This is a genomic window from Rhodococcus sp. 21391, assembly GCF_016772255.1.
Classification (GTDB): domain Bacteria; phylum Actinomycetota; class Actinomycetes; order Mycobacteriales; family Mycobacteriaceae; genus Rhodococcus_F; species Rhodococcus_F opacus.
Window position 1 is genome coordinate 2,121,319 of record NZ_CP063781.1, and the last position, 23,221, is coordinate 2,144,539.

Sequence of the window (23,221 nt, forward strand, 5' to 3'; positions counted from 1 at the left end):
CGTTCTGCCGCAACACGATCCGCGCCCGCTCCGCCCGCAACACGATCCGCGCCCGCTCCGCCCGCAACACGATCCGCGCCCGCTCCGCCCGCAACACGATCCGCGCCCGCTCCGCTCAGGGGCGGGCGCGGACCTGTACGGTCTGGGCGATTCGGCCGACGGCGCCGGTCTCGTCGTGGAGCACGCCCGCGCACATGCCCACTCCGTCGGGTCCGATGGAGGTTTCGGAGCTGACCCCCACCCAGTCGCCCTCGGGGACCCGGAAGATGTGCACGGTGAGGTCGGTGTTGAGGAACGTCCATTCCGCCGGGTCGAGTTTCGATCCCACACCGTTCGCGATGTCCGCGATGGAGAACAGCCGCTCGAGCGGCGTCATGGTCTCGCCGAGAACCAGTGCGGGCCGCGGCTTCGCCCACAGCTTGCCCGGGCCCTCGCATCCCATCTCGGCGATCCACCGCCAGTCGAGGGTCGTCAGGTAGCCCGAATTCCAGACCTCGCCGAACTTGCCGTCCCGGCCGGTGGACCGCGGTTCGAGTGGCGAGTCGACGACGTGGACGGCGTCGCTGGTGTCGACGGTCTCCATCCGCCACGCCGAGCCCCGCGCGACGGCACGGGGCCGGTCGCCGACGGTCCACAATTCGGCGACCACCAGCTCCACCCGGCGTCCCGGTCGTTGCACCCAGGACCGGACCTCGAGTTCGGCGATCGGGATGGGACCGAGGATCTCGACCACGACCCGCGTGAGACGCACGTCGTCGCGTGGGGCGCAGCGCTCGAGTGCCCGCACGAGCAGCGCGGACGGGGGAGCGCCGTGCTGCATCGTCTCGGCCCACACACTGATCGTCAGATCCGTGCTGTCGAACCGCTCGACGGTGATCTTCTGGTCCGAGCCCACCTCCGGCGCACTCAGTGCTTCCGAACCGAGTGGTACGTAATAGGACTCGGAACTCATTCGACAATCTCCTCGAAACCCGGTGCGTCTTCGGCGGGCCCCTCCGGCCATCCCGGGTAGGGAGGCGGCGTTCCGCCGAACGAGGGGCACAGGGACTTATGATCACACCAGTCGCAGAGCCGGCTCGGCTTGGGTCGGAAATCGCCGGTGACCCCGGCCGCCAGGATGGCCTTCCAGATCGCCGACAGCGTGCGCTCGAACCGCAGCAGTTCGTCCTCGTCGGGTGCGTAGGTGAGGACCGTGCCGGACGCGAGGTACAGCAGCCGCAACTGCGCGGGGACGATGCCGCGGGTGCGCAGCAGGACCAGCGCGTAGAACTTCATCTGGAACAGTGCCTTGGACTCGGACATCTCGCGTGGTGCACGGCCGGTCTTGTAGTCGACCACCCGAACCTCCCCAGTGGGGGCGACGTCGATGCGGTCGACGAATCCGCGGAGCAGCACCCCGTCGGCGAGTTCGGTCTCGACGCGCTGTTCGCACGATTCGGCCTCGAACCGGGTGGGGTCCTCGAGCTCGTAATACGCGGTGACGAGGGACCGCGCCTCGTCGAGGAACGTGTCGCGTTGGTCCTCGGGGACCAGGTCGATCAGGTCGGGGGCTTCGGCGAGAATGCGCTCCCACGAGGGGAGGACCAGATCGACCGCCTTCTGCGGAACGCGTTCGGCCGCGGGCAGCCCGAACAGGGTCTCCAGTGCGGCGTGCACGACCGTGCCCTTCACCTGCGCGCGCGACGGCGCCTCGGGGAGCCGGTCGACCGCGCGGAAACGGTAGAGGAGCGGGCACTGCTTGAAGTCGCCGGCACGGGACGGTGACAGGGCGGGGCGCCTGCGGGTGGCCGAAGTGTCGCCGGGCTGTGACTGGGAACCCTTTGTGACGGGGGCTGGCGACTCTGAGATGCTCACACCTGGCAGGGTAGGCCCCCGGTCCGACAGTCGAGTCGGGGCGCGGTGTGGGCGTCGGACGGCGCCGGACGAACAGGCTGAGGAGTCGGTGACGATGGTGGGACGCGAAACGCGACCGAGCGGACCGTTTCGGGTGGGCGATCGCGTCCAGTTGACGGACGCCAAGGGCAGGCACTACACGGTCAACCTGGAGGCCGGCAAGGAGTTCCACACCCACCGCGGCGGCATCCTGCACGACGACCTGATCGGCACCGACGAGGGCAGCGTGGTCAAGTCGACCAACGGCACCCCGTACCTCGCGCTGCGACCGCTGCTCGTCGACTACATCCTGTCGATGCCCCGTGGGGCGCAGGTCATCTACCCGAAGGACGCCGCGCAGATCGTCCACGAGGGCGACGTCTTCCCCGGCGCCCGCGTGCTCGAGGCCGGCGTCGGCTCGGGCGCGCTGACGTGCTCACTGCTGCGGGCGGTCGGACCGGAAGGCCGGGTCATCTCGTACGAGGTGCGCGACGACCACGCCGAACACGCGGTCCGGAACGTCGAGACGTTCTTCGGGGAACGCCCCGAGAACTGGGACCTGACCATCGCCGACGTCGCCGAGTTCGACGCCGAGGCGGCGGGCGGTCAGGTCGACCGGGTGGTCCTCGACATGCTCGCCCCCTGGGACGCGCTGCCCGCGGTGTCCAAGGCGCTGGTTCCCGGCGGTGTGCTCATCGTCTACGTCGCCACTGTGACGCAGCTCTCGAAGGTGGTCGAGGCGATGCGCGAGCAGGAGTGCTGGACCGAGCCGCGGTCCTGGGAATCGATCGTCCGCGGGTGGCACGTCGTCGGGCTCGCCGTGCGCCCGGAACACCGGATGCAGGGCCACACCGCGTTCCTGGTGAGTGCCCGGCGTCTGGCCGAGGGAACCGTCACCCCCAAGCCGCAGCGCCGGTCGGGCAAGGGCTGAGACACGCCTTCGGCGGCGCCCGGACAGGACGCCGCCGAAGGAGGGAAAACTAGCAGCCGGCGCGTGCCATGCCCAGCAGGGTGCACGTGCTCTCGTCCGACACCTTCCAGGTGCCGTCGACGTTCTCCCACGTCCACGCGGTCGGAGCGGCCGTGCCGTGCGGGCTGACGATCGCGACGTTCGCCGTCGCGGTATCGCCCGCTACCTGCACATCCGTGACCGTGAAGGACACCGGGTAGTTGGCCATGGCCGCCGTCATGGCCTCGAGATTCGGACGGCGTTCGTCGCCGTCGACGACCACGACGGTCTTCTCGTCGACCGGTCGGGCGGGGTCCACGAGGACCTGGAGCGTACCGAGCAGTTCGTCCGACGTGGGGGCGGCAATCGCCTCGCTCGCCGCGGACGACGTGGCCGCGGACGTCGTCGCCGCGGTGTCGGATGCGTCGTCGGACGAGCAGGCCGGCATCCCGAGCGCGAGGACCACCGCGCCCACGGCAACCACGGACCTACCGATGAAAGATGTTCCGTTCAGGGGCTTGCGGATTATCACGACGAACCCTTTCGTTACACAGAACAGAGAGAAACTGCTCGACAGGTAGGTAAGGCTAACATGAGAGGTTCGGTGGCCCAGGGTGTCACGTATGCCGATTCGCAATCGGCAGAATCCGTGTCACGGCGCAGAATTCGGGCAGTGCCGGTAGCGTTGATAGATCTCATTGGGAGGAGACGCACATGAGCTCGACAGAGAACCCCGATTCGGTTGCGGCCGCACGAGAGCTCGAGGCGTTGCGCGCGGAGGCGTCGGCACTGCGCAGGCAGCTCGCGGAGTCGCCGGAACAGCTTCGTGAGATGGAATCGCGAGTGGACTCGCTGTCCATCCGGAACACCAAGCTGATGGACACCCTCAAGGAGGCCCGTCAGCAGCTCATCGCCCTTCGAGAAGAAGTCGATCGCCTCGGCCAGCCGCCGAGCGGGTACGGCGTGCTGCTCGGAGTGCACGACGATCAGACCGTGGACGTGTTCACCTCCGGACGCAAGATGCGGTTGACCTGCTCCCCGAACGTCGACGCCGAGACCCTCAAGCTCGGCCAGACCGTGCGCCTCAACGAGGCGCTCACGATCGTGGAAGCGGGCAACTTCGAGCGTGTGGGTGAGATCAGCACGTTGCGCGAGGTCCTCGACGACGGTCAGCGCGCCCTCGTGGTCGGCCACGCCGACGAGGAACGGATCGTGTGGCTGGCCGAACCCCTCGCGACCGTCTTCGAGGAGAGCGAGAGGGAGTCGATCGCGTACGACGCGGAATCGCCCACCCGCAAACTTCGGCCGGGCGACTCCCTCCTCGTCGACACCAAGGCCGGGTACGCGTTCGAGCGGATCCCCAAGGCCGAGGTCGAGGATCTGGTCCTCGAAGAGGTTCCCGACGTGCACTACGACGACATCGGCGGCCTCGGACGGCAGATCGAGCAGATCCGTGACGCCGTCGAGTTGCCGTTCCTCCACAAGGACCTGTTCCACGAATACGAGCTGCGGCCACCGAAGGGTGTGCTCCTCTACGGTCCGCCCGGCTGCGGTAAGACGCTCATCGCCAAGGCGGTCGCCAACTCGCTCGCGAAGAAGATCGCGGAGGCCCGGGGCCAGGACAGCAAGGAAGCCAAGTCCTACTTCCTCAACATCAAGGGCCCCGAGCTGCTGAACAAGTTCGTCGGCGAGACCGAGCGGCACATTCGGCTGATCTTCCAGCGGGCCCGGGAGAAGGCGTCCGAGGGCACCCCGGTGATCGTGTTCTTCGACGAGATGGATTCGATCTTCCGTACCCGTGGGTCGGGTGTCTCCTCCGACGTCGAGACCACCGTCGTGCCTCAGCTGCTCAGTGAGATCGACGGCGTGGAGGGACTCGAGAACGTCATCGTGATCGGCGCGTCGAACCGCGAGGACATGATCGACCCCGCGATCCTGCGTCCCGGCCGCCTCGACGTGAAGATCAAGATCGAACGCCCCGACGCGGAGTCGGCGCAGGACATCTTCTCGAAGTACCTCGTCGAGACGCTGCCGGTGCACAGCGACGACATCGCGGAGTTCGGCGGCGACCGCACGGCCTGCATCCGGGTGATGATCGAACGGGTCGTCGACCGCATGTACGCCGAGAGCGAGGAGAACCGCTTCCTCGAGGTGACGTACGCCAACGGCGACAAGGAGGTCCTGTACTTCAAGGACTTCAACTCGGGCGCGATGATCCAGAACATCGTCGACCGCGCCAAGAAGTACGCGATCAAGTCGGTGCTCGACACCGGTGCCCCGGGCCTGCGGGTCCAGCACCTGTTCGACTCCATCGTCGACGAGTTCTCGGAGAACGAGGACCTGCCGAACACCACCAACCCCGACGACTGGGCCCGGATCTCGGGCAAGAAGGGTGAGCGGATCGTCTACATCCGCACGCTGGTCACCGGTAAGAACGCGAGCGCGAGCCGCGCCATCGACACCGAATCCAACACCGGCCAGTACCTGTAAGCCGTTCGGCACCACCTGCGCGGCGGGAACTCGAACACGGTTCCCGCCGCGCAGGCGGCTGTGTGTCAGCGGTCCCGTGTGACGAGGTAGTCCTCCAGGAGCGCCCGGGTGTCCGGCACGAACGGCCACTGCGGGTCGCGCAGATGCGTCACCAGTTCGTGGGGCGTCCACCACCAACCCGACGCGATCTCGCTGGCCTGGTGGACGATGGGTCCGTCCCAGTGGGTCTCGTAGGCGTACAGGTGGCACCGCAGCCGCATTCCCTGCCAGTGCCCGTCCCACGCCACCTCCGCGATGGGGGTGAGGCCCACTCCGGTGACGCCCAGTTCCTCCGCCAGTTCCCGGGCTGCGGCCTCCTCCGGGGTTTCCCCGGGATCGACCACCCCACCCGCCAGGCAGTCGTGATGTCCGGCGAACACCGTCTTGGTGTCCGAGCGTCGGTGCACGTAGAGGCGCTTCCCGTCGCCGGATCGGACGAGGACGCCGGCGCTCGCGTGCCACAACCCCTCGGCGTAGACGCGGGAACGCGCGGCGGACCCCACCGGTCGTCCCGCACTGTCGAACACCGCCACCACTTCGTCCGTGCCGTGTGGGGTGTTCGGTGCGGAATCCATGTGTCGATCCTGCCAGCCCCCCGGCGAACGTCGGTACTGTCGAGGTCGGGTGCTCGTTCCGGTGTCGAAGGGGTCAGAGGTCATGGCGTTGCCGCGTTCGATCGCCCGGTTCAACCGGGTCGTCACCAATCAGGTGAGCCGGCACGTCGCGACGATCCTGCCCGGTTTCGCCATGGTCGAGCACCGGGGCCGCAGGTCGGGCAAGACGTATCGCACACCCGTCAACGTGTTCGTCGTGGACGGCCGCTACCGGTTCGCGCTGACGTACGGTGCGCGGAGCGACTGGGTGCGAAACGTGGTGGCGGCGGGCGGATGCACCATCGTGACGCGCCGCCGGACGGTGCACCTGACGGGCCCGAGGATCGTCACCGACAGCACCCACTCCTGGGCTCCCGCCGGGGTCCGCACGGTGCTCCGGGCGATCTCGGCGGACGAGTACCTGGAGTGCTCGCCGGACTAGCCGCCGGGAGCGGACGGCTCGCGTAGCAGGAGTGTGCCACCGGGTGGCGTGGGTGATCGCATAGGCTCGGCAGCATGCAGCGGATCATCGGTGTCGAAGTCGAGTACGGAATCTCCTCACCCAGCGAGCCTTCGGCCAATCCGATCTTGACGTCCACCCAGGCGGTGCTGGCCTATGCAGCGGCAGCGGGAGTGCCGCGCGCCAAGCGCACCCGATGGGACTACGAGGTGGAATCCCCGCTCCGGGATGCCCGCGGGTTCGACCTGGGCCGGCTGAGCGGCCCGGCGCCGGTGATCGACGCCGACGAGGTCGGCGCGGCCAACATGATCCTCACCAACGGCGCCCGGCTCTACGTCGATCACGCGCACCCCGAGTACTCGGCCCCGGAGGTCACCGACCCCCTGGACGCCGTCATCTGGGACAAGGCCGGCGAACGGGTGATGGAGGCGGCCGCCCGGCACGCGTCGAGCGTCCCCGGCGCCCCGCGACTGCAGCTGTACAAGAACAACGTGGACGGCAAGGGGGCGTCGTACGGCACCCACGAGAACTACCTGATGTCCCGAGCCACGCCGTTCTCCGCGGTGATCAACGGGTTGACGCCGTTCTTCGCGTCCCGTCAGGTGATCTGCGGGTCCGGCCGGGTGGGCATCGGCCAGTCCGGTGACGAGGCCGGTTTCCAGCTGTCGCAGCGTGCCGACTACATCGAGGTGGAGGTCGGGCTCGAGACGACACTCAAGCGCGGCATCATCAACACCCGCGACGAACCCCACGCGGACGCGGACAAGTACCGGCGTCTGCACGTCATTATCGGCGACGCGAACCTCGCCGAGATGTCGACGTACCTGAAGGTCGGGACGACGGCTCTGGTCCTCGATCTCATCGAGGCCGGCGTCGACCTCACCGACCTGCAGCTGGCCCGCCCGGTGACCGCCGTGCACCACATCAGTCACGACCCGACGCTGCGCGCAACGGTCGCGCTGGCCGACGGCCGGGAACTGACCGGACTTGCATTGCAGCGGATCTACCTGGACCGAGTAGACAAGTTCATGTCCGCCGAGGGCAACGACGACCCTCGCGTGGCCGACCTGCTGGAGAAGTGGGCGATGGTGCTCGACCTCCTCGAGCGGGACCCGATGGAGTGCGCTCACCTGCTGGACTGGCCGGCCAAGCTGCGGCTGCTCGAGGGTTTCCGGAATCGGGAGGGCCTCAACTGGTCCGCACCGCGACTGCATCTCGTCGACCTGCAGTACTCGGACGTCCGCCTGGACAAGGGGCTCTACAACCGGCTGGTCGCCCGCGGGTCGATGGAACGCCTGGTCTCGGAGCAGGCGGTGCTCGACGCCGTCGACACCCCGCCCACCGATACCCGCGCCTATTTCCGCGGCGAGTGCCTGCGCAAGTTCGGCGCCGACATCGCGGCTGCGAGCTGGGATTCGGTGATCTTCGATCTCGGCGGCGACTCGTTGGTCCGTATCCCCACCCTCGAGCCGCTGCGGGGCAGCAAGGCGCACGTGGGGGAGTTGCTGGAGTCGGTGGAAACCGCGAAGGAACTCGTCGACGAGCTCACGAACTGACCCGTCGACCGGTCGCGGACGGATCTGCGCCGGAACTCGCCGTCGCGTCGGCACACGTGCGGCGGCGACGCTCGGTAGGGTGAAGGTCCGAGCGGATGATGTAGTCAGACTGCTTGGCAGGACAGGACGCTCGGAAGAAGAGCTCCCTTCACACAAGGAGGTCGGCTGCGATGGCGCAAGAGCAGACCAAACGAACTGGTGGCGGCGACGAGGACGACACCCCGGGCGCTGACGGTGCCGCGGGTCAGGAACGTCGCGAGAAGCTGGCCGAGGACACCGACGACCTGCTCGACGAGATCGACGACGTGCTCGAGGAGAACGCCGAGGACTTCGTCCGGGCCTATGTCCAGAAGGGCGGCCAGTGACGGCGGATCGACCGGCATTGCGGACAGGCGACGGTGACACGAAGCTCAGTTTCGGTTCGAATCTGAGCTCGTTCACCGAGTACCTGCGTGGTCACGCACCAGAATTGCTGCCGGAGAATCGGATCGGCCATCGATCGCACTCGACACGGGGTGGTGACGGGATGGACAGCGGTGATCTCGCACCGCACGGCACGACGATCGTGGCGCTCACCTACAAGGGTGGCGTCCTGATCGCAGGCGACCGCCGCGCGACCCAGGGCAACCTGATCGCGAGTCGGGACGTCGAGAAGGTGTACGTCACCGACGAATATTCGGCGGCCGGCATCGCCGGCACCGCGGGTATCGCCATCGAACTGGTCCGCCTGTTCGCCGTCGAACTCGAGCACTACGAGAAGATCGAGGGTGTTCAGCTGACCTTCGACGGCAAGGCCAACCGCCTGGCGTCGATGGTGCGGGGCAACCTGGGGGCGGCGATGCAGGGTCTCGCGGTGGTCCCGCTGCTCGTCGGCTACGACCTCGACGCGGACGACGAGGCCCACGCGGGCCGGATCGTCTCGTACGACGTCGTCGGCGGCCGGTACGAGGAACGCGCCGGTTACCACGCGGTCGGTTCGGGATCGTTGTTCGCGAAGTCGGCACTGAAGAAGATCTACTCGCCGGACAGCGACGAGGAGACGGCCCTGCGGGCGGCCATCGAATCGCTGTACGACGCGGCCGACGACGACTCGGCCACCGGTGGGCCTGACGTCACCCGCGGCATCTACCCGACCGCGGTCACGATCACCCAGGCCGGAGCCGTGCACGTGCCCGAGGAGACGACGTCCGAGTTGGCGCGGCGCATCGTCGCCGAGCGCACGGAAGTAGGGGGGTCTGCGCGATGACCATGCCGTATTACGCGTCCGCCGAGCAGATCATGCGGGATCGCTCGGAACTGGCGCGCAAGGGAATCGCCCGCGGACGCAGCGTCGTGGTGCTCACGTTCCGGGACGGGGTGCTGTTCGTCGCGGAGAATCCCTCCACTGCGCTGCACAAGGTCAGCGAACTGTACGACCGTCTCGGTTTCGCGGCCGTCGGCAAGTACAACGAGTTCGAGAACCTGCGGCGCGCCGGGATCGTCCACGCCGACATGCGCGGCTACTCCTACGACCGCCGTGACGTGACGGGCCGATCGCTGGCCAACGCGTACGCGCAGACCCTGGGCACGATCTTCACCGAACAGCCCAAGCCGTACGAGGTGGAGATCTGCGTCGCGGAGGTCGGACGCGTGGGCAGCCCGAAGGCTCCCCAGCTGTACCGCATCACCTACGACGGATCCATCGTCGACGAGCAACATTTCGTCGTGATGGGTGGCACGACCGAGCCGATCGCGACAGCCATGCGCGAGTCGTACCGTGCCGACCTCGACCTGGAGGCGGCGGTCGGTATCGCGGTCAATGCCCTGCGGCAGGGCGGTGCCGGGGAAGGCGAGAAGCGCAACGTCGATGTGGCCAGCCTCGAGGTGGCCGTGCTCGACCAGTCCCGGCCTCGCCGCGCGTTCCGGCGGATCACCGGACCCGCGCTCGAACAGCTGATCCCCGCAGCGCCTGCGGCCGCCTCGGAGCCCGCTCCGGAGTCGAAGCCGGACACCGAGACGAAGCCGGCCGACGCTCAGGACTGAGGCCGGTACACCGCGATCGCTTCGGGCACCGTCCGGAAGTCGAACCTCAGGGCGTCGGCGACCACTTCACCGTCGGTGGCCAGTGCAACCGGCGAGCCGTCCACGCGGACGGTGAGCCGGGGCACGAGGGATCGCACGTACACCCGGCTGCTTCCGAGCGTCCCGGTGGCGGCAGCGAACAGCAGCCGCGGCCGGGACGCTCGCCGGTCGGCCCGCACGTACCGGACGTCGAGTAGTCCGCCGGTGATGGCGGGACGCGACATCGGAACCTGATCGCCGGGGGAATACCGACCGTTCCCCACGAACAGCATCCAGACTTTCACGGGCCTGCCGTCGATGGTGACGGCGAGCGGTGTTGCGGCGGAGAGAATCCGGATCATCGCCACACATGCCGCAGGCCACTTTCCGTACCGCGGCTGCCACTTCTCCCGCAGTCGCACCGCGTCAGGATAGCCGCCGAGACTGGCGGTGTTGAGGAACGGCGCCGGCGCCTCGACATCGGTGTGGACGACGGCCTGGTCGACGAGAACCGCATGCCCGGTCTCGACGGCGTTCACCGTATCCGAGATGTCGGCGGCACCGGCATCCCGCGCGAAGTGATTGAGCGTGCCGCCCGGGAACACCGCCAGCGGCAACGCGTGACGCACTGCAGCGGACGCGACGGCCACCACGGTCCCGTCTCCACCGCACACTCCGAGGGCGCGCGGCTTCCTGTCGGTCACCCAGGCGTCGAGTTGTTCGGCGAAATCGCGGGCGGTGTCGAGTGCGCGCACGTCGGCCTTGGGGAGAGCGGTTGTGATCTCCTCACTCGGATCGACACTGTCGGGCCCGGACTCCGGGTTGACCACCACGAGCAGATCTTCACCGCCTCGAAGTGCCGGTGCGTCGACGGCGGGGCCCAGCTCTGCCGGTTCCTCCGTGCGCACCGCCCACCAGCGGCGGGTGCCCGACGCGACGGCCCCGCCGAGTAGCAGTCCGGCGGCAACGTCGGTCGGCCAGTGCACGCCGTTGTGCACACGGGAGTAGGCGACCGCGGCGGCAAGGGGGGCCACGACGGCAGCGGTCGCGGGCGATTCCAGGGCGACACCCGTGGTGAACGCCGCCGCCGACGCGGCATGTCCCGACGGGAACGACGAGGACCGGGGGATCGCCACCCCGCGCATTACGTTCGTCCATACGCGGGCGGGCGGGCGCCGCCGGGGGAACAGTGGTTTGAGGATGCCGTTGGCCAGACCGCTCGCAATCATGAGGGACAGCAGTCCGCGCACACCACCGCGGCGGGCGCGCCCGCCGACCAGTCCCAGGACCGCCGCCACGAACCACCACAGGAGCCCCTTATCGGCCGCGCGGCTGAGGAAGCGCATGGCCCGGTCGAGCTCGGAGGGGCTCAGATCGGCGCTGCGGTCGAAGACGATCTCGTCGGCCCGGTGGATTCGGCGTAGGTGTCGGTTCACCATCTCAGGGTATGCGCGGGGTGTCGCCAGAGGGTTTTTCCGCTCCGCCGGGTGATCGGCGTTGTACTGTCGAGGTGTGCAGCGACGAATCATGGGAATTGAGACAGAGTTCGGTGTGACCTGCACCTTCCATGGTCACAGGCGACTGAGCCCGGACGAGGTTGCGCGCTACCTGTTCCGGCGGGTGGTGTCGTGGGGCCGGAGCTCCAACGTGTTTCTCCGGAACGGTGCCCGCCTGTATTTGGACGTCGGCTCGCACCCCGAATACGCGACAGCCGAGTGCGACAACCTCATCCAGTTGGTCAACCACGACCGGGCGGGGGAGCGCGTTCTCGAGGAGCTGCTGATCGACGCCGAACAGCGGCTCGCCGAGGAAGGCATCGGCGGCGACATCTACCTGTTCAAGAACAACACGGACTCGGCAGGCAATTCGTACGGCTGTCACGAGAACTTCCTCGTTGCCCGGGCCGGCGAATTCTCCCGGATCTCGGACGTGCTGCTCCCGTTCCTGGTGACGCGGCAGCTGATCTGTGGCGCGGGCAAGGTCCTGCAGACGCCGAAAGCGGCCACGTTCTGCCTGTCGCAGCGCGCCGAGCACATCTGGGAGGGCGTGTCCTCGGCGACCACGCGGTCGCGGCCCATCATCAACACCCGTGACGAGCCGCACGCCGACGCGGAGAAGTACCGCCGCCTGCACGTGATCGTCGGCGACTCGAACATGTCCGAGTCCACCACCATGCTGAAGGTGGGCACGGCGGCGCTCGTGCTCGAGATGATCGAGGCCGGGGTGTCGTTCCGCGACTTCGCGCTCGACAACCCGATCCGCGCCATCCGCGAGGTCAGCCACGACGTCACCGGACGCCGCCCGGTGCGGCTCGCCGGCGGCCGGCAGGCCAGCGCCCTCGACATTCAGCGGGAGTACCACGCGCGTGCGGTGGAACACCTGCAGAACCGGGATCCCGATCCGCAGGTCACTCAGGTCGTCGACCTGTGGGGTCGCATGCTCGACGCCGTCGAGACGCAGGACTTCGCGAAGGTCGACATGGAGATCGACTGGGTGATCAAGCGCAAGCTGTTCCAGCGCTATCAGGACCGGCACGGCTTCGAGCTGGCCGACCCGAAGATCGCGCAGCTCGATCTGGCGTACCACGACATCAAACGCGGTCGCGGCGTGTTCGACGTGCTGCAGCGCAAGGGTCTGGTGAAGCGGATCACCGAGGACGAGACGATCGAGGCGGCGGTGGACACTCCACCGCAGACCACTCGGGCGAAGCTGCGCGGCGAGTTCATCACGGCGGCGCAGGAGGCCGGACGCGACTTCACGGTCGACTGGGTGCACCTCAAGCTCAACGACCAGGCCCAGCGGACCGTGCTGTGCAAGGACCCGTTCCGGTCGGTCGACGAGCGGGTGGAGCGGCTGATTGCCTCGATGTAGCGGCGCTGTGAGAGTCCGTAACGGGCTCACCCACTAGGCTTCCGGGCGTGCCGACTTCCAAGATCGAGCGGTTGATGAACCTGGTGATCTGTTTGTTGTCCACCAGACAGTTCCTCACCGCCGAGAAGATTCGCGAGAGCGTTGCCGGGTACGCCGACTCCGCGAGCGACGAGGCGTTCAGCCGCATGTTCGAACGCGACAAGAACGAGCTCCGGGATCTCGGTGTTCCGCTCGAGACCGGGCAGGCGTCGCGCTTCTCGACGGTCGAGGGCTACCGCATCAACCGCAACGCGTACGAGCTCCCCGACATCGACCTCAGCCAGGAGGAGTCCGCGGCGGTCGCGGTAGCGGTCCAGCTGTGGGAGTCCCCGGAGTTGACGTCCGCGGCTCAGGGGGCACTGCTCAAGCTGCGTGCGGCGGGTGTGCAGGTGGATCCGGATTCGGCGGCCACCCCGATCACCGCGGTGCCCGCCCGCACCCGAGGGTCCGAACCGGCGCTCGGCAAGTTGCTGGCGGCGGTCGATGCCGGCCGCGCCGTGCATTTCCCGCACCGCGGCGCCCTGAACGAGCCGTACACCCAGCGCACCGTCGAGCCCTGGGGAGTCGTCACCGCGCACGGCCGGTGGTACCTCGTCGGTCACGACGTCGACCGGCGGGCCGTCCGGACGTTCCGGCTGTCGCGGATCGGCGACGACGTGACGGAGTTCGGACCGTCCGGGGTCGTCCACAAACCGGCGGGCGTCGACCTCCGGGAGATCGTCGACCGGGTCACCGGTTCGGGTGAGGTCACGGGGACCGCCACCGTGTGGGTGGCGGAAGGCCGTGCCCACGAACTGCGCCGACTGGCGACCACGGCGGAGGAGAAGCGGGTGAACGAGCGCAGCGGCACCGTGCTCGGGATTCCGGTCCGCTCCCGGGACTGGATCGCGCGGCTGGTCGCGGGCCACGGGGCGGACGCCCTGGTTCTCGATCCGCCCGAACTACGTCACGATGTGCTGACCAAGCTGAAGGACGCCGCACGGGAAGGGGGGACGTCGTGAGCAACAGGCTCTCGTCGAGACTGTCCCGGCTCCTCAACCTGGTGCCGTACTTCATCGCGAACCCCGGGATGAGTGCGGCCGAGGCCGCCGCCGAACTGGGCGTTACCACCACACAGCTGATGTCCGACCTCAACCAGTTGTGGGTGTGCGGCCTACCCGGCTACGGTCCCGGCGACCTCATCGACCTCTCGTTCTCCGAGGAGAGCATCGAGGTGACCTTCTCGGCGGGCATCGACCGCCCGCTGCGGTTGACGTCCACCGAGGCGACAGCCCTGCTGATTGCCCTGCGTTCGCTGGTGGAGATGCCGGGCATGGTCGATCCGTCCGCGGCGCACAGCGCGATCGCGAAGATCGAGGACGCCGCGGGCACCGCGGCGGCCCGCGCGGCGGTGACGCCGACGTCGGAGCGGGAGGCGGTGGAGGACGTGGCGGAAGATCCCATAGCCGCCACGGTGCGGTCCGCGCTTCATCATCGGCGTGCCCTCCACCTGACGTACTACTCGGCGTCCCGGGACCGGGTCACCGAGCGCACCGTGGATCCGGTGCGGGTCGTGCTGGTCGACAATCAGAGTTACCTGCAGGCGTGGTGCCGGCAGGCCGAGGGGGTCCGGCTGTTCCGGCTCGACCGGATCGACGCCGCCACCGAGTTGGACGAGCCGTCCACACCGCCGGCGCAGGCCCTCGTGCGGGATTCCAACCTGGAATTGTTCAGCGGCGACGCGTCCCTTCCCCAGGCCCGGTTGCACATCGGTGCCGACTGCGTCTGGGTGCTCGACTACTACCCGATGGATGTCCGGACGGTCGCTCCCGACGGCTCGGTCGAGGCGAGCATGAGTTACGGGGCGCTCGAGTGGATGGCCCGGCTCGTGCTCGGGTTCGGTTCCGGAATCACCGTGCTCGAACCTGCGGAACTGGTCGACGAGGTGCGCCGCCGGGCCGTGGAGGCGCTGTCCGCCTACGACGCCGTCGAGGCGTGAGCGGCGACGGGCGTCCACTGCGGATCAGCGTCTTCGGCGCGGGCAGCATCGGTTGCTATGTCGGGGGCCGGCTCGCGGCGGCCGGCGCCGAGGTGACCCTGATCGGCCGGGAGCGTGTCGGGGCGGAGATCCGTGAACACGGGTTGCGGCTGACGGACCTGCACGGAGCGGACATCCGGGTCGGTGCCGCCGACATCGCCTTCGCCACCGGTCCCGAGTCGGCGGCCACGGCCGATCTCGTCGTGGTCTCGGTGAAGTCGGCGGGGACACCGGAGGCAGGTGCCGCACTGGCGTCGCCGATCGGTTCCGACACGGTGGTGGTCAGTGCGCAGAACGGGCTGGGCAATGCGGACACCCTGCGCGCGGCACTGCCGGAGCAGGTCGTTCTCGCGGCGATGGTGCCGTTCAACGTGGTGCACCGCGGCGACGGGCATTTCCACCAGGGCTCCGAGGGTGACCTCGAGATCGAGCAGCATCCGGCGGTGCGCGCATTCGCGCCGGTCTTCGACGACGCCGGGCTGCCGCTGCACGCACGCGCGGACTTCCGCTCGGTGCAGTGGGCGAAGCTGCTGCTCAACCTGAACAACGCGGTGAACGCCCTCTCGGGCCTGCCGCTCCGCGAGGAGTTGTCGCAGCGGTCGTTCCGGCGCGCGGTCGCCCTGGCACAGCGGGAAGCGCTGACTCTCCTGAACGCCCGCGGCATCGCTGTCGCCAAGCTCACACCGCTGCCGCCGCAGTGGATTCCCCGGTTGCTGACCGTCCCGGACGGGGTGTTCCGGGTGGCGGGCAGCCGAATGCTGGCCATCGACCCGCACGCACGATCCTCGATGTGGGACGACCTCGAAGCGGGCCGGCGCACCGAAGTGGACTGGATCAGCGGGGAGATCGTGCGCCTGGCCGCGGCGTCGGGCACGGCCGCGCCGGTGAACGGAAGGCTGGTCGAATTGATCCGCGAGGCCGAGGCGGGCGGGAACCGGCACTGGTCCGGGGACGCCCTGCTCGCCGATCTGCGCTCACAGCCGGGACCCAGGAAACCGACAGGTAAACGGCAGCGCAACTAGCCGGTTTCGACCGGACCGGTGCCGTGTATGTCCGGTAGCATCGTGGTCACCTGATCTTTTGGAGGTTTCATCATGGGAGCCATGAGCCCCTGGCACTGGGCCATCGTCGCGCTGGTCGTCATCATCCTGTTCGGTTCCAAGAAGCTGCCCGACGCGGCTCGTGGACTCGGCCGTTCGCTCCGCATCTTCAAGAGCGAGGTCAAGGAGATGCAGAACGACAACAGCACGCCGGCGCCCACCGCGCAGCAGAGCGCGCCCGCCGAGCTGCCCGTGGCGGACACCACCCCAGCACCGGTCACCCCTCCGGCGCCGGTGCAGCCGCAGCACACCGAGCCCAAGTCGGCATAGCCCGAGCCGCTTGACAACCGGGGTGACTCTTCACCCCGGTTGCCTGCTGACCAAGACTAGGGCGAACAACAGTGCGAATTCCGTTCGATCCGCGCCACAGCAAGCGGAGGACCAATCCCGACGGCACCATGTCGTTGGTCGATCACCTCTACGAGCTGCGCACGCGGTTGCTCCTGTCGGTGCTGGCCATCGTGGTCACCACCGCGGTGGGCTTCTTCTGGTACTCCCACCAGATTCTCGGGATCGAGAGTCTCGGTGAGCTCCTGCGCGGGCCGTACTGTTCGCTGCCGGCGTCGAGTCGCGCCGACCTGAGCAACGACGGGTCGTGCCGCCTCCTCGCGACCGGACCGTTCGAGCAGTTCATGCTCCGCTTCAAGGTCGCGCTGACGGCAGGCATCGTCCTCGCCTGCCCCATCTGGCTGTACCAGCTGTGGGCGTTCATCACGCCCGGCCTCTACTCGAAGGAGCGCCGCTACGCGATCGGCTTCGTGGTGTCCGGCGCCGCGCTGTTCCTCGCCGGCGCCGTCCTCGCCTATGTAGTCGTCGCGAAGGCCCTGCACTTCCTGCTGACGATCGGCGACAACGTCCAGATCACCGCACTCGGCGGCGCGGAATACTTCGGGTTCATCATCAACCTGCTGATCATCTTCGGTGTCAGTTTCGAGATCCCGCTGCTCATCGTCGCGCTGAACTTCGTCGGCATCCTGCCCTACGCGAAGCTCAAGGCGTGGCGCCGCGGCCTGATCTTCGCTCTGTTCGTGTTCGCCGCGATCGCCACCCCCGGGCAGGACCCGTTCTCGATGCTCGCGCTCGCGTTCGCGTTGACCCTGCTGTTCGAGGTCGCCGTGCAGATCGCCCGCATCAACGACCGCCGCAAGGCTCGTCGGACGGAGCAGGAGTGGGGTGCCCTCGACGACGACGAGGCGTCGACGATCGCCGCGCCGTCGGACCTGAACGAGGCGTTCGACGTCGCCGCCACACCGGTCCCCGAGCCGGCGGGCCGGTTCCGGCGGTCACGCAAGTCCGGGAGGTCCGGCGCCGCGAGCAAGAACGACGCGGCGAGCACGACCGGCAGCAACACACCGGGTCAGGACTTCTCCGACACCCTGTGACAATCTGACGGGGTGGCAGTGACAACAGGTGACACGACCGGCGGCACCGAACTCGATGTGTTCTCGGCGCAGCTCGGCTTCGTGCTCGACCCCTTCCAGATCAACGCCTGCCGTGCTCTCGAGGGCGGTCACGGCGTCCTCGTCTGCGCCCCGACCGGCGCGGGAAAGACCGTGGTCGGCGAATTCGCCGTGCACCTGGCGCTCGCCGCCGGTCGCAAGTGCTTCTACACGACACCCATCAAGGCGCTGAGCAATCAGAAGTACGCGGAGCTGGTGCGGCGGTACGGCAAGGACACGGTCGGGCTGCTGACCGGCGATTCGAGCATCAACTCGGACGCCCCGGTGGTCGTCATGACCACCGAGGTGCTGCGGAACATGCTGTACGCCGACTCGCCGGCGCTGCGCGGGTTGTCCCACGTCGTCATGGACGAGGTGCACTTCCTGGCGGACCGGTTCCGTGGGGCCGTGTGGGAAGAGGTGATCCTGCACCTTTCCGAGGACGTCCGCCTCGTGAGCCTGTCGGCGACCGTCAGCAACGCCGAGGAGTTCGGCGCGTGGATGGAAACGGTGCGCGGCGACACCACCGTGGTGGTCGACGAGAACCGCCCGATCCCGCTGTGGCAGCACATCATGGTCGGGAAGCGGCTGTTCGACCTCTTCGACACGAGGGCGCGCAGCGGGGACGCGCTCAAGGATCTGGTGGTCGACCAGGATCTGGTCCGGCACGTCAAACAGCGACAGGCGCTCGAGCGGGCCGACTCGTGGGAGACCCGGGGTAGGGGACGCCGCGGCGGCGGGTTCTCCAGCGACTTCCGGCCGCTGCCCCGACCGGAAGTGATCTCCCGCCTCGACGACGAGGGACTCCTCCCGGCGATCACGTTCATCTTCAGCCGCGCCGGGTGCGACGCCGCGCTGGCGCAGTGCCTGAGGTCCCGCCTCGATCTGACGACGCCGGAGCAGGTCGCCGAGATCCGGACCATCATCGACGCCCACACCGCCGAACTGCCGAAGGCCGATCTGGAGGTCCTCGGGTACTGGGAATGGCGCAAGGCGCTCGAGCGGGGGCTCGCCGCGCACCACGCGGGGATGCTGCCCGCGTTCCGGCAGACGGTCGAGGAGTTGTTCGTCAAGGGGCTGGTCCGGGCCGTGTTCGCCACCGAGACTCTGGCGCTCGGCATCAACATGCCCGCCCGCACGGTCGTCCTCGAACGCCTCGTCAAGTACAACGGCGAGGCCCACGCCGAACTCACCCCGGGGGAGTACACGCAGCTCACCGGCCGGGCGGGACGTCGCGGCATCGACATCGAGGGTCACGCGGTGGTCCTGTGGCAGCCCGGGGTGGAACCCGTGGACGTCGCCGGGCTGGCCTCCACGCGCACCTTTCCGCTCCGCAGCTCGTTCCGTCCCGGCTACAACATGACCATCAACCTGGTCGATCGCATGGGCGCGGCGGAATCACGGGCCCTGCTCGAGCGGTCGTTCGCCCAGTTCCAGGCCGACCGGTCCGTGGTCGGCCTGACGCGCGGCATCGAACGCAACGAGGCCGCGCTCACCACGCTCCGCGAACGGCTGGGCGGCGAGGACGGCGAGTACTTCGAGTACGCGCGCCTGCGGGAGGAACTGAGCAGTCGGGAACGGTCACTCGAACGGGCAGGCCGAACCGAACGCCGGGACGCCGCCGTCGCCTCGCTCGTCGCACTGCGGCGTGGCGACGTGATCGCGATCCCGGTGGGACGGCACTCCGGTCTGGCCGTGGTGCTGGAACCGGACCGGGACCCGACGGATCCGAAGCCGTTGATCCTCACCGAGGCGAAATGGGCGGGCCGGGTGTCGGCCGGCGACTTCCCCGAGCCTGCACGGTCTTTGGGGTCGATGCGATTGCCGCGGCGCTTCGATCACCACACCGCCCGGGTGCGACGCGATCTGGCATCGGCATTGCGCAGCACCGGAATCGTTGCGCCGGGTCGCCGGAAGCGTAAGAAGTCGGGTGCCGGCGTCGACGACGCCGAGATCGCGCGGCTGCGGCGTGCCATCCGGCAGCACCCGTGCCACAGTTGGCCCGACCGCGAGCAGCTGAGCCGGATCGGTGAACGCTACAACCGGCTGGCCCGCGAGACCGAGACGATGCGGCAGAAGGTGGCTGCCACGACGAACTCGTTGGCGCGCACGTTCGATCGCATCCTGTCGCTGCTCGCCGAGCGCGACTACATCTCGCCGGGCGAACACCCCGACGCCACCGAGCACGGCACGCGGTTGAGTCGAATCTATTGCGAGAGCGACCTCTTGGTGGCCGAGTGCCTCCGGCAGGGTGTGTGGAAGGGTCTCGGGCCCGCGGAGCTCGCCGCCGTCGTGTCCGCCGTGATCTTCGAATCGCGCCGTGAAGGGGACACCGTCGAAGGCGGCGGTCCGGGAGCATTGCGGCACGCCCTCGACGAGACCGTGCGGGTGTGGCGGGAGCTGCGGGCGGACGAGATCCGGCATAAACTGCCGCCCACCCGTGAGCCGGACCTCGGCTTCGCTGCCGCGATCTTCCACTGGGCGAGCGACAATTCGCTCGTCGAGGCGCTGATCGCGGCAGGAGATCAGGGGCGTGCACTGTCTGCCGGCGACTTCGTTCGGTGGTGCAGGCAGGTGATCGACCTGCTCGAACAGGTCCGGTCGACGTCCCCCGATCCGGACGTCGGCAAAGCCGCAGGTCGTGCTGTCGCGGCGATCCGCCGCGGTGTCGTCGCCGTGGATGCTGCGTGACCCGACGCCGTGTGGTTGGATTCGCACGCCGTCCGAGGGCCCGAATCCGATGGTGGGGCGTTACGGTAGGTACAAAACTTGACACGTGAGCGGGAGGCGACGATGAGCGGCCCTTACGGACCGAACGACCCGAACGGGCAATGGGCCCAGGGACAGCAACCGGGCCAGGGTAATCCTGACCAGACCGGCGGCCAGTACGGGGCGCCGCAGTACGGTCAGCAGCCGCCCGCCCAGCCGTGGGGACAGCCGGGACCGGGTCAGCCTCAGCAGCCCGGGCAGCCGCAGTGGGGCCAGCACCCGCAGCAGCCCGGACAACCGCAGTGGGGTCAGCAGCCGCAACCCGGTCAGCTCGGACAGCCGGGTTCGGGACAGTGGGGTCAGCAGCCCGGGCAGCCGCAGTGGGGGCAGCAACCGGGTCAGCCGCAGCAGTGGGGCCCGACCCCCGGCCAGCAGCAGTGGGGGCAGCCGCCGTCGTCGGGGAAGTCGAAGCTGCCGTTGATCATCGGTGGTGTGGTGGCTCTGCTGGTGATCGTGGGTATCGCCCTGGTGCTCGCGTTCACGGTCTTCGGCACGGACACGCTCGATCAGAAGGCGGCCGAGGACGGTGTCGAGCGCATCGTCACCGATTCTTACGGCGCCGAGAACGTGTCCGGTGTCACGTGCCCCGCGGATCAGGAAGTGAAGAAGGGCAACAGCTTCACGTGCAGTCTCACCGTCGACGGTGAGAAGAAGCAGGTCACTCTCACCTTCACCGACGACAAGGGCACGTATGAGGTGAGCCGCCCCAGTTAGACACGTCCTCGGCCCACCCGTCCGTCACGGAACCCGTGCGGCGGCCACCTTTTTCATCGCCGCAGTGAGGCGGCCGACGGAATTCTCGATTCCGAGTTCCTCCGCCAGCCTGCCGAGCCGGTCCGCATCGACCGGTTCGGTGGGCAGCGTGTCTTCGCGGGACAGTTCGACATCCGCGTTCCGCACCACCCGCACCACCGGCAGTGCCGCGTCGAGATAGTCGGCTGCGGCGGCGAATTTCGCGCGCGCACCCTTCGCCATGTCGGATTCGGGATCGACTGCGGCGGCCCGCAGGGCGGCGAGCGATCCGTATTGCATGATCAGGCTCGACGCGGTCTTCTCGCCGATTCCCTTCACACCCGGCAGCCCGTCGGACGAGTCGCCGCGCAGCAGGGCGAGTTCGGCGTAGGCCTCACCGGCCCGGTCGGCGGGCACCCCGTATTTGGCTGCGACCTCTTCCGGCCCGAGCAGTTCGGCCTTGGCGAGGCCGCGCACCACGTACAGCACCCGCACCGGCACGGGGTCGTCCGTGACGACCTGCAGGAGGTCGCGGTCGCCGGTGACGACGATGGTGGTGTCGCGAGTCTCGGTGGCGGCCAGGGTGCCGAGAACGTCGTCGGCCTCGAGCCCTTCCGCACCGGCGGTCGCGATTCCGGTGGCGGCCAGGACATCCAGGATCATCGGGACCTGCGGCGACAGGGTGTCGGGAACCTCTTCCTCCGCCCCGCCGGTGTCCTCGGCGACCCGGTGCGCCTTGTAGGTGGGCACGGCCTCGACGCGGAACGCGGGCCGCCAGTCGAGGTCGAGGCACACTGCGAGCCGGGTCGGTTGGTGCTTGGTGATCAGTGCGGCCACCATGTCGGCGAACCCGCGCACCGCGTTGACGGATCGACCGTCGGGTGAGGTGATCGAGTCGGGTAGCGCGTAGTACGCGCGAAACCACAGGCTGGCACCGTCGAGGAGAAGCAGAGGCCCTGTCATGACCCTCATCCTGCCAAACCGGTTTAGCCTGAAGCCATGAGTTCCCTCGGCGCATCGACTTCACGCTTCCCGACCACCATCTATGCCGACCGGATCGCTCGCGCAGGCGCACTGGCCCGCGACGCCGGACTCGACGGCCTCCTCATCACCCCGGGACCCGACCTGCGGTATCTGCTGGGTTCGCAAGCGGAGTCGTTCGAACGGCTCACCTGCCTGGTGATTCCCGCGAACGGCGACACCGCGTCCGTGGTCGTGCCGCGGCTCGAACTGGCGTCGCTCACCGAGTCGGCGGCGTCCGAGCTCGGGTTGACGATCCGTGACTGGGTCGACGGGGTCGACCCGTACGCGTTGGTGTCGGGACTGCTGCCGTCGCCTGCCCGGACCGCCGTCACCGATGCGATGCCTGCGCTGCACCTGATTCCGCTGTCGGAGGCGCTCGGTGCGCTGCCGGTCCTGGCCACCGGGGTGCTGCGGGAGTTGCGGATGGTCAAGGACCAAGCGGAGATCGACGCGTTGCGCCGGGCCGGTCAGGCCATCGACCGGGTCCACGCACGGATGGGGGAGTTCCTGAAGGTCGGCCGCACCGAGGCCGAGGTGGCGGCGGACATCACCGCCGCGATCCTGGCGGAAGGACACACGGAGGCGGCGTTCGTCATCGTCGGCTCGGGACCGCACGGCGCCGACCCGCACCACGAGGTGTCCGAGCGGGTCGTGGAATCGGGTGACGTCGTGGTCATCGACATGGGCGGACCCGTCGAACCCGGCTACAACTCCGACTCCACCCGCACGTACAGCATGGGTGAGCCCGATCCGGGTGTGGCAGCGAAGTTCGCGGTACTGGAGGAGGCGCAGGCGGCGGCCGTCGACCTGGTGCGTCCCGGCGTCACCGCGGAGGCGGTCGACGCGGCCGCCCGCGACCTGCTGGCCGCGCATGGGCTGGCCGAGGTATTCGTGCACCGGACCGGGCACGGAATCGGGTTGTCGGTGCACGAGGAGCCGTACATCGTGTCGGGTAACGCGATCGAGCTGGCCGAGGGGATGGCGTTCAGCGTGGAACCCGGCATCTACTTCCGCGGGGAGTGGGGTGCGCGGATCGAGGACATCGTGATCGTGACCGCCGACGGCTGTGAGCCGGTCAACACCCGGCCCCACGGGCTGACGGTGCTCCCCGGCTGAGCACCGGGAGCGTGCGGGGGCGGTGCGGCGCGGGTAGTAACATCTTCCATTTGTTCACGACCGCACTCGCCGCTGCACGTCCGCGGAGAGTCGGGATCACAGATCACGCGAAGGTG

Annotated in this window: 22 protein-coding genes and 1 pseudogene; 16 read left to right on the top strand and 7 right to left on the bottom strand. The window is 68.6% G+C overall.

The genetic code is table 11. The features are described from left to right. Positions 1 to 26 precede the first annotated feature (26 nt). The 3 genes and pseudogenes from GO592_RS46485 to GO592_RS10060 all read right to left on the bottom strand — a co-directional run. Positions 27 to 194: pseudogene (locus GO592_RS46485) on the bottom strand (MFS transporter); the annotation flags it as partial. Further along, positions 116 to 952, bottom strand: a complete 837-nt coding sequence (locus GO592_RS10055) for a thioesterase family protein (RefSeq protein ID WP_007299051.1) — start codon at positions 950 to 952, stop codon at positions 116 to 118. The gene GO592_RS10055 and the pseudogene GO592_RS46485, both read right to left, overlap by 79 nt. After that, the gene (locus GO592_RS10060; RefSeq protein ID WP_007299052.1) at positions 949 to 1,854 is read right to left on the bottom strand and encodes a RecB family exonuclease; all 906 of its coding nucleotides are present in this window, start codon (positions 1,852 to 1,854) and stop codon (positions 949 to 951) included. The genes GO592_RS10055 and GO592_RS10060 overlap by 4 nt, the downstream gene beginning before the upstream one ends. A 94-nt stretch (positions 1,855 to 1,948) precedes the next feature. On the opposite strand from GO592_RS10060, the gene GO592_RS10065 reads away from it, so the two are divergent. Continuing rightward, entirely contained in the window at positions 1,949 to 2,803 is an 855-nt protein-coding gene (locus GO592_RS10065; RefSeq protein WP_007299053.1) for a tRNA (adenine-N1)-methyltransferase, read from the top strand. A 49-nt stretch (positions 2,804 to 2,852) separates the two neighbouring features. On the opposite strand, the gene GO592_RS10070 is transcribed toward GO592_RS10065, so the two are convergent. Further along, positions 2,853 to 3,353 (bottom strand): hypothetical protein, encoded by a 501-nt coding sequence (locus GO592_RS10070; RefSeq protein WP_039952127.1) that lies wholly within the window; start codon positions 3,351 to 3,353, stop codon positions 2,853 to 2,855. A 182-nt stretch (positions 3,354 to 3,535) separates the two neighbouring features. Here GO592_RS10070 and arc point away from each other — a divergent pair, with 182 nt between their 5' ends. Next, the gene (gene arc, locus GO592_RS10075) at positions 3,536 to 5,311 is read left to right on the top strand and encodes a proteasome ATPase (RefSeq protein WP_005256296.1); all 1,776 of its coding nucleotides are present in this window, start codon (positions 3,536 to 3,538) and stop codon (positions 5,309 to 5,311) included. A gap of 65 nt (positions 5,312 to 5,376) precedes the next feature. Here arc and GO592_RS10080 read toward each other — a convergent pair whose 3' ends face one another. Next, positions 5,377 to 5,925: an NUDIX domain-containing protein gene (locus GO592_RS10080; protein ID WP_007299055.1), complete on the bottom strand. Its 549-nt coding sequence runs from the start codon at positions 5,923 to 5,925 to the stop codon at positions 5,377 to 5,379. Positions 5,926 to 6,007: 82 nt separating this feature from the next. Between GO592_RS10080 and GO592_RS10085 the strand changes: the two genes are divergently transcribed. The 5 genes from GO592_RS10085 (at position 6,008) to prcA (ending at position 9,981) form a co-directional block, all read left to right on the top strand. Further along, positions 6,008 to 6,385 carry a nitroreductase family deazaflavin-dependent oxidoreductase gene (locus GO592_RS10085; RefSeq protein WP_039952149.1) on the top strand — a complete coding sequence of 126 codons (378 nt, stop codon included), beginning with the start codon at positions 6,008 to 6,010 and terminating at the stop codon, positions 6,383 to 6,385. Between the two features lie 74 nt (positions 6,386 to 6,459). After that, positions 6,460 to 7,959, top strand: coding sequence for a depupylase/deamidase Dop (gene dop / locus GO592_RS10090; RefSeq protein ID WP_007299057.1), 1,500 nt, complete (start codon positions 6,460 to 6,462; stop codon positions 7,957 to 7,959). Between the two features lie 170 nt (positions 7,960 to 8,129). Further along, the gene (locus tag GO592_RS10095) at positions 8,130 to 8,324 is read left to right on the top strand and encodes a ubiquitin-like protein Pup (RefSeq protein WP_007299058.1); all 195 of its coding nucleotides are present in this window, start codon (positions 8,130 to 8,132) and stop codon (positions 8,322 to 8,324) included. Beyond that, entirely contained in the window at positions 8,321 to 9,205 is an 885-nt protein-coding gene (prcB, locus tag GO592_RS10100) for a proteasome subunit beta (protein ID WP_007299059.1), read from the top strand. Before GO592_RS10095 ends, prcB begins: the two co-directional genes overlap by 4 nt. Continuing rightward, entirely contained in the window at positions 9,202 to 9,981 is a 780-nt protein-coding gene (gene prcA, locus GO592_RS10105) for a proteasome subunit alpha (RefSeq protein ID WP_007299060.1), read from the top strand. The genes prcB and prcA overlap by 4 nt, the downstream gene beginning before the upstream one ends. On the opposite strand, the gene GO592_RS10110 is transcribed toward prcA, so the two are convergent. Next, the gene (locus GO592_RS10110; protein ID WP_007299061.1) at positions 9,972 to 11,438 is read right to left on the bottom strand and encodes a phosphatase PAP2 family protein; all 1,467 of its coding nucleotides are present in this window, start codon (positions 11,436 to 11,438) and stop codon (positions 9,972 to 9,974) included. The genes prcA and GO592_RS10110 overlap by 10 nt on opposite strands. 73 nt (positions 11,439 to 11,511) lie before the next feature. Between GO592_RS10110 and pafA the strand changes: the two genes are divergently transcribed. From pafA to GO592_RS10150, 8 genes are all read left to right on the top strand, one after another. Then, positions 11,512 to 12,870, top strand: a complete 1,359-nt coding sequence (gene pafA / locus GO592_RS10115; protein ID WP_005256282.1) for a Pup--protein ligase — start codon at positions 11,512 to 11,514, stop codon at positions 12,868 to 12,870. 47 nt (positions 12,871 to 12,917) lie between these two features. Further along, positions 12,918 to 13,910 (top strand): helix-turn-helix transcriptional regulator, encoded by a 993-nt coding sequence (locus tag GO592_RS10120; protein WP_085990385.1) that lies wholly within the window; start codon positions 12,918 to 12,920, stop codon positions 13,908 to 13,910. After that, positions 13,907 to 14,887, top strand: a complete 981-nt coding sequence (locus GO592_RS10125) for a helix-turn-helix transcriptional regulator (protein ID WP_007299063.1) — start codon at positions 13,907 to 13,909, stop codon at positions 14,885 to 14,887. Before GO592_RS10120 ends, GO592_RS10125 begins: the two co-directional genes overlap by 4 nt. Beyond that, a complete protein-coding gene (locus GO592_RS10130) occupies positions 14,884 to 15,948 on the top strand; it encodes a 2-dehydropantoate 2-reductase (protein WP_007299064.1) in 1,065 nt (354 codons plus the stop codon). The genes GO592_RS10125 and GO592_RS10130 overlap by 4 nt, the downstream gene beginning before the upstream one ends. 72 nt (positions 15,949 to 16,020) lie before the next feature. Then, positions 16,021 to 16,296 (top strand): Sec-independent protein translocase subunit TatA, encoded by a 276-nt coding sequence (gene tatA, locus GO592_RS10135; protein WP_039952129.1) that lies wholly within the window; start codon positions 16,021 to 16,023, stop codon positions 16,294 to 16,296. 71 nt (positions 16,297 to 16,367) lie between these two features. Beyond that, positions 16,368 to 17,408 (top strand): twin-arginine translocase subunit TatC, encoded by a 1,041-nt coding sequence (gene tatC / locus GO592_RS10140; RefSeq protein WP_007299066.1) that lies wholly within the window; start codon positions 16,368 to 16,370, stop codon positions 17,406 to 17,408. A gap of 18 nt (positions 17,409 to 17,426) precedes the next feature. Next, positions 17,427 to 20,156, top strand: coding sequence for a DEAD/DEAH box helicase (locus GO592_RS10145; RefSeq protein WP_039952131.1), 2,730 nt, complete (start codon positions 17,427 to 17,429; stop codon positions 20,154 to 20,156). 102 nt (positions 20,157 to 20,258) lie between these two features. Further along, positions 20,259 to 20,948: a DUF4333 domain-containing protein gene (locus tag GO592_RS10150; protein WP_082324970.1), complete on the top strand. Its 690-nt coding sequence runs from the start codon at positions 20,259 to 20,261 to the stop codon at positions 20,946 to 20,948. 24 nt (positions 20,949 to 20,972) lie between these two features. Here the strand turns inward: GO592_RS10150 and GO592_RS10155 are convergent, their stop codons facing one another. Further along, the gene (locus GO592_RS10155) at positions 20,973 to 21,929 is read right to left on the bottom strand and encodes a 5'-3' exonuclease (protein ID WP_007299068.1); all 957 of its coding nucleotides are present in this window, start codon (positions 21,927 to 21,929) and stop codon (positions 20,973 to 20,975) included. A gap of 36 nt (positions 21,930 to 21,965) precedes the next feature. Between GO592_RS10155 and GO592_RS10160 the strand changes: the two genes are divergently transcribed. Further along, positions 21,966 to 23,105, top strand: a complete 1,140-nt coding sequence (locus tag GO592_RS10160; RefSeq protein ID WP_007299069.1) for a M24 family metallopeptidase — start codon at positions 21,966 to 21,968, stop codon at positions 23,103 to 23,105. The last annotated feature ends 116 nt before the right edge of the window (positions 23,106 to 23,221 follow it).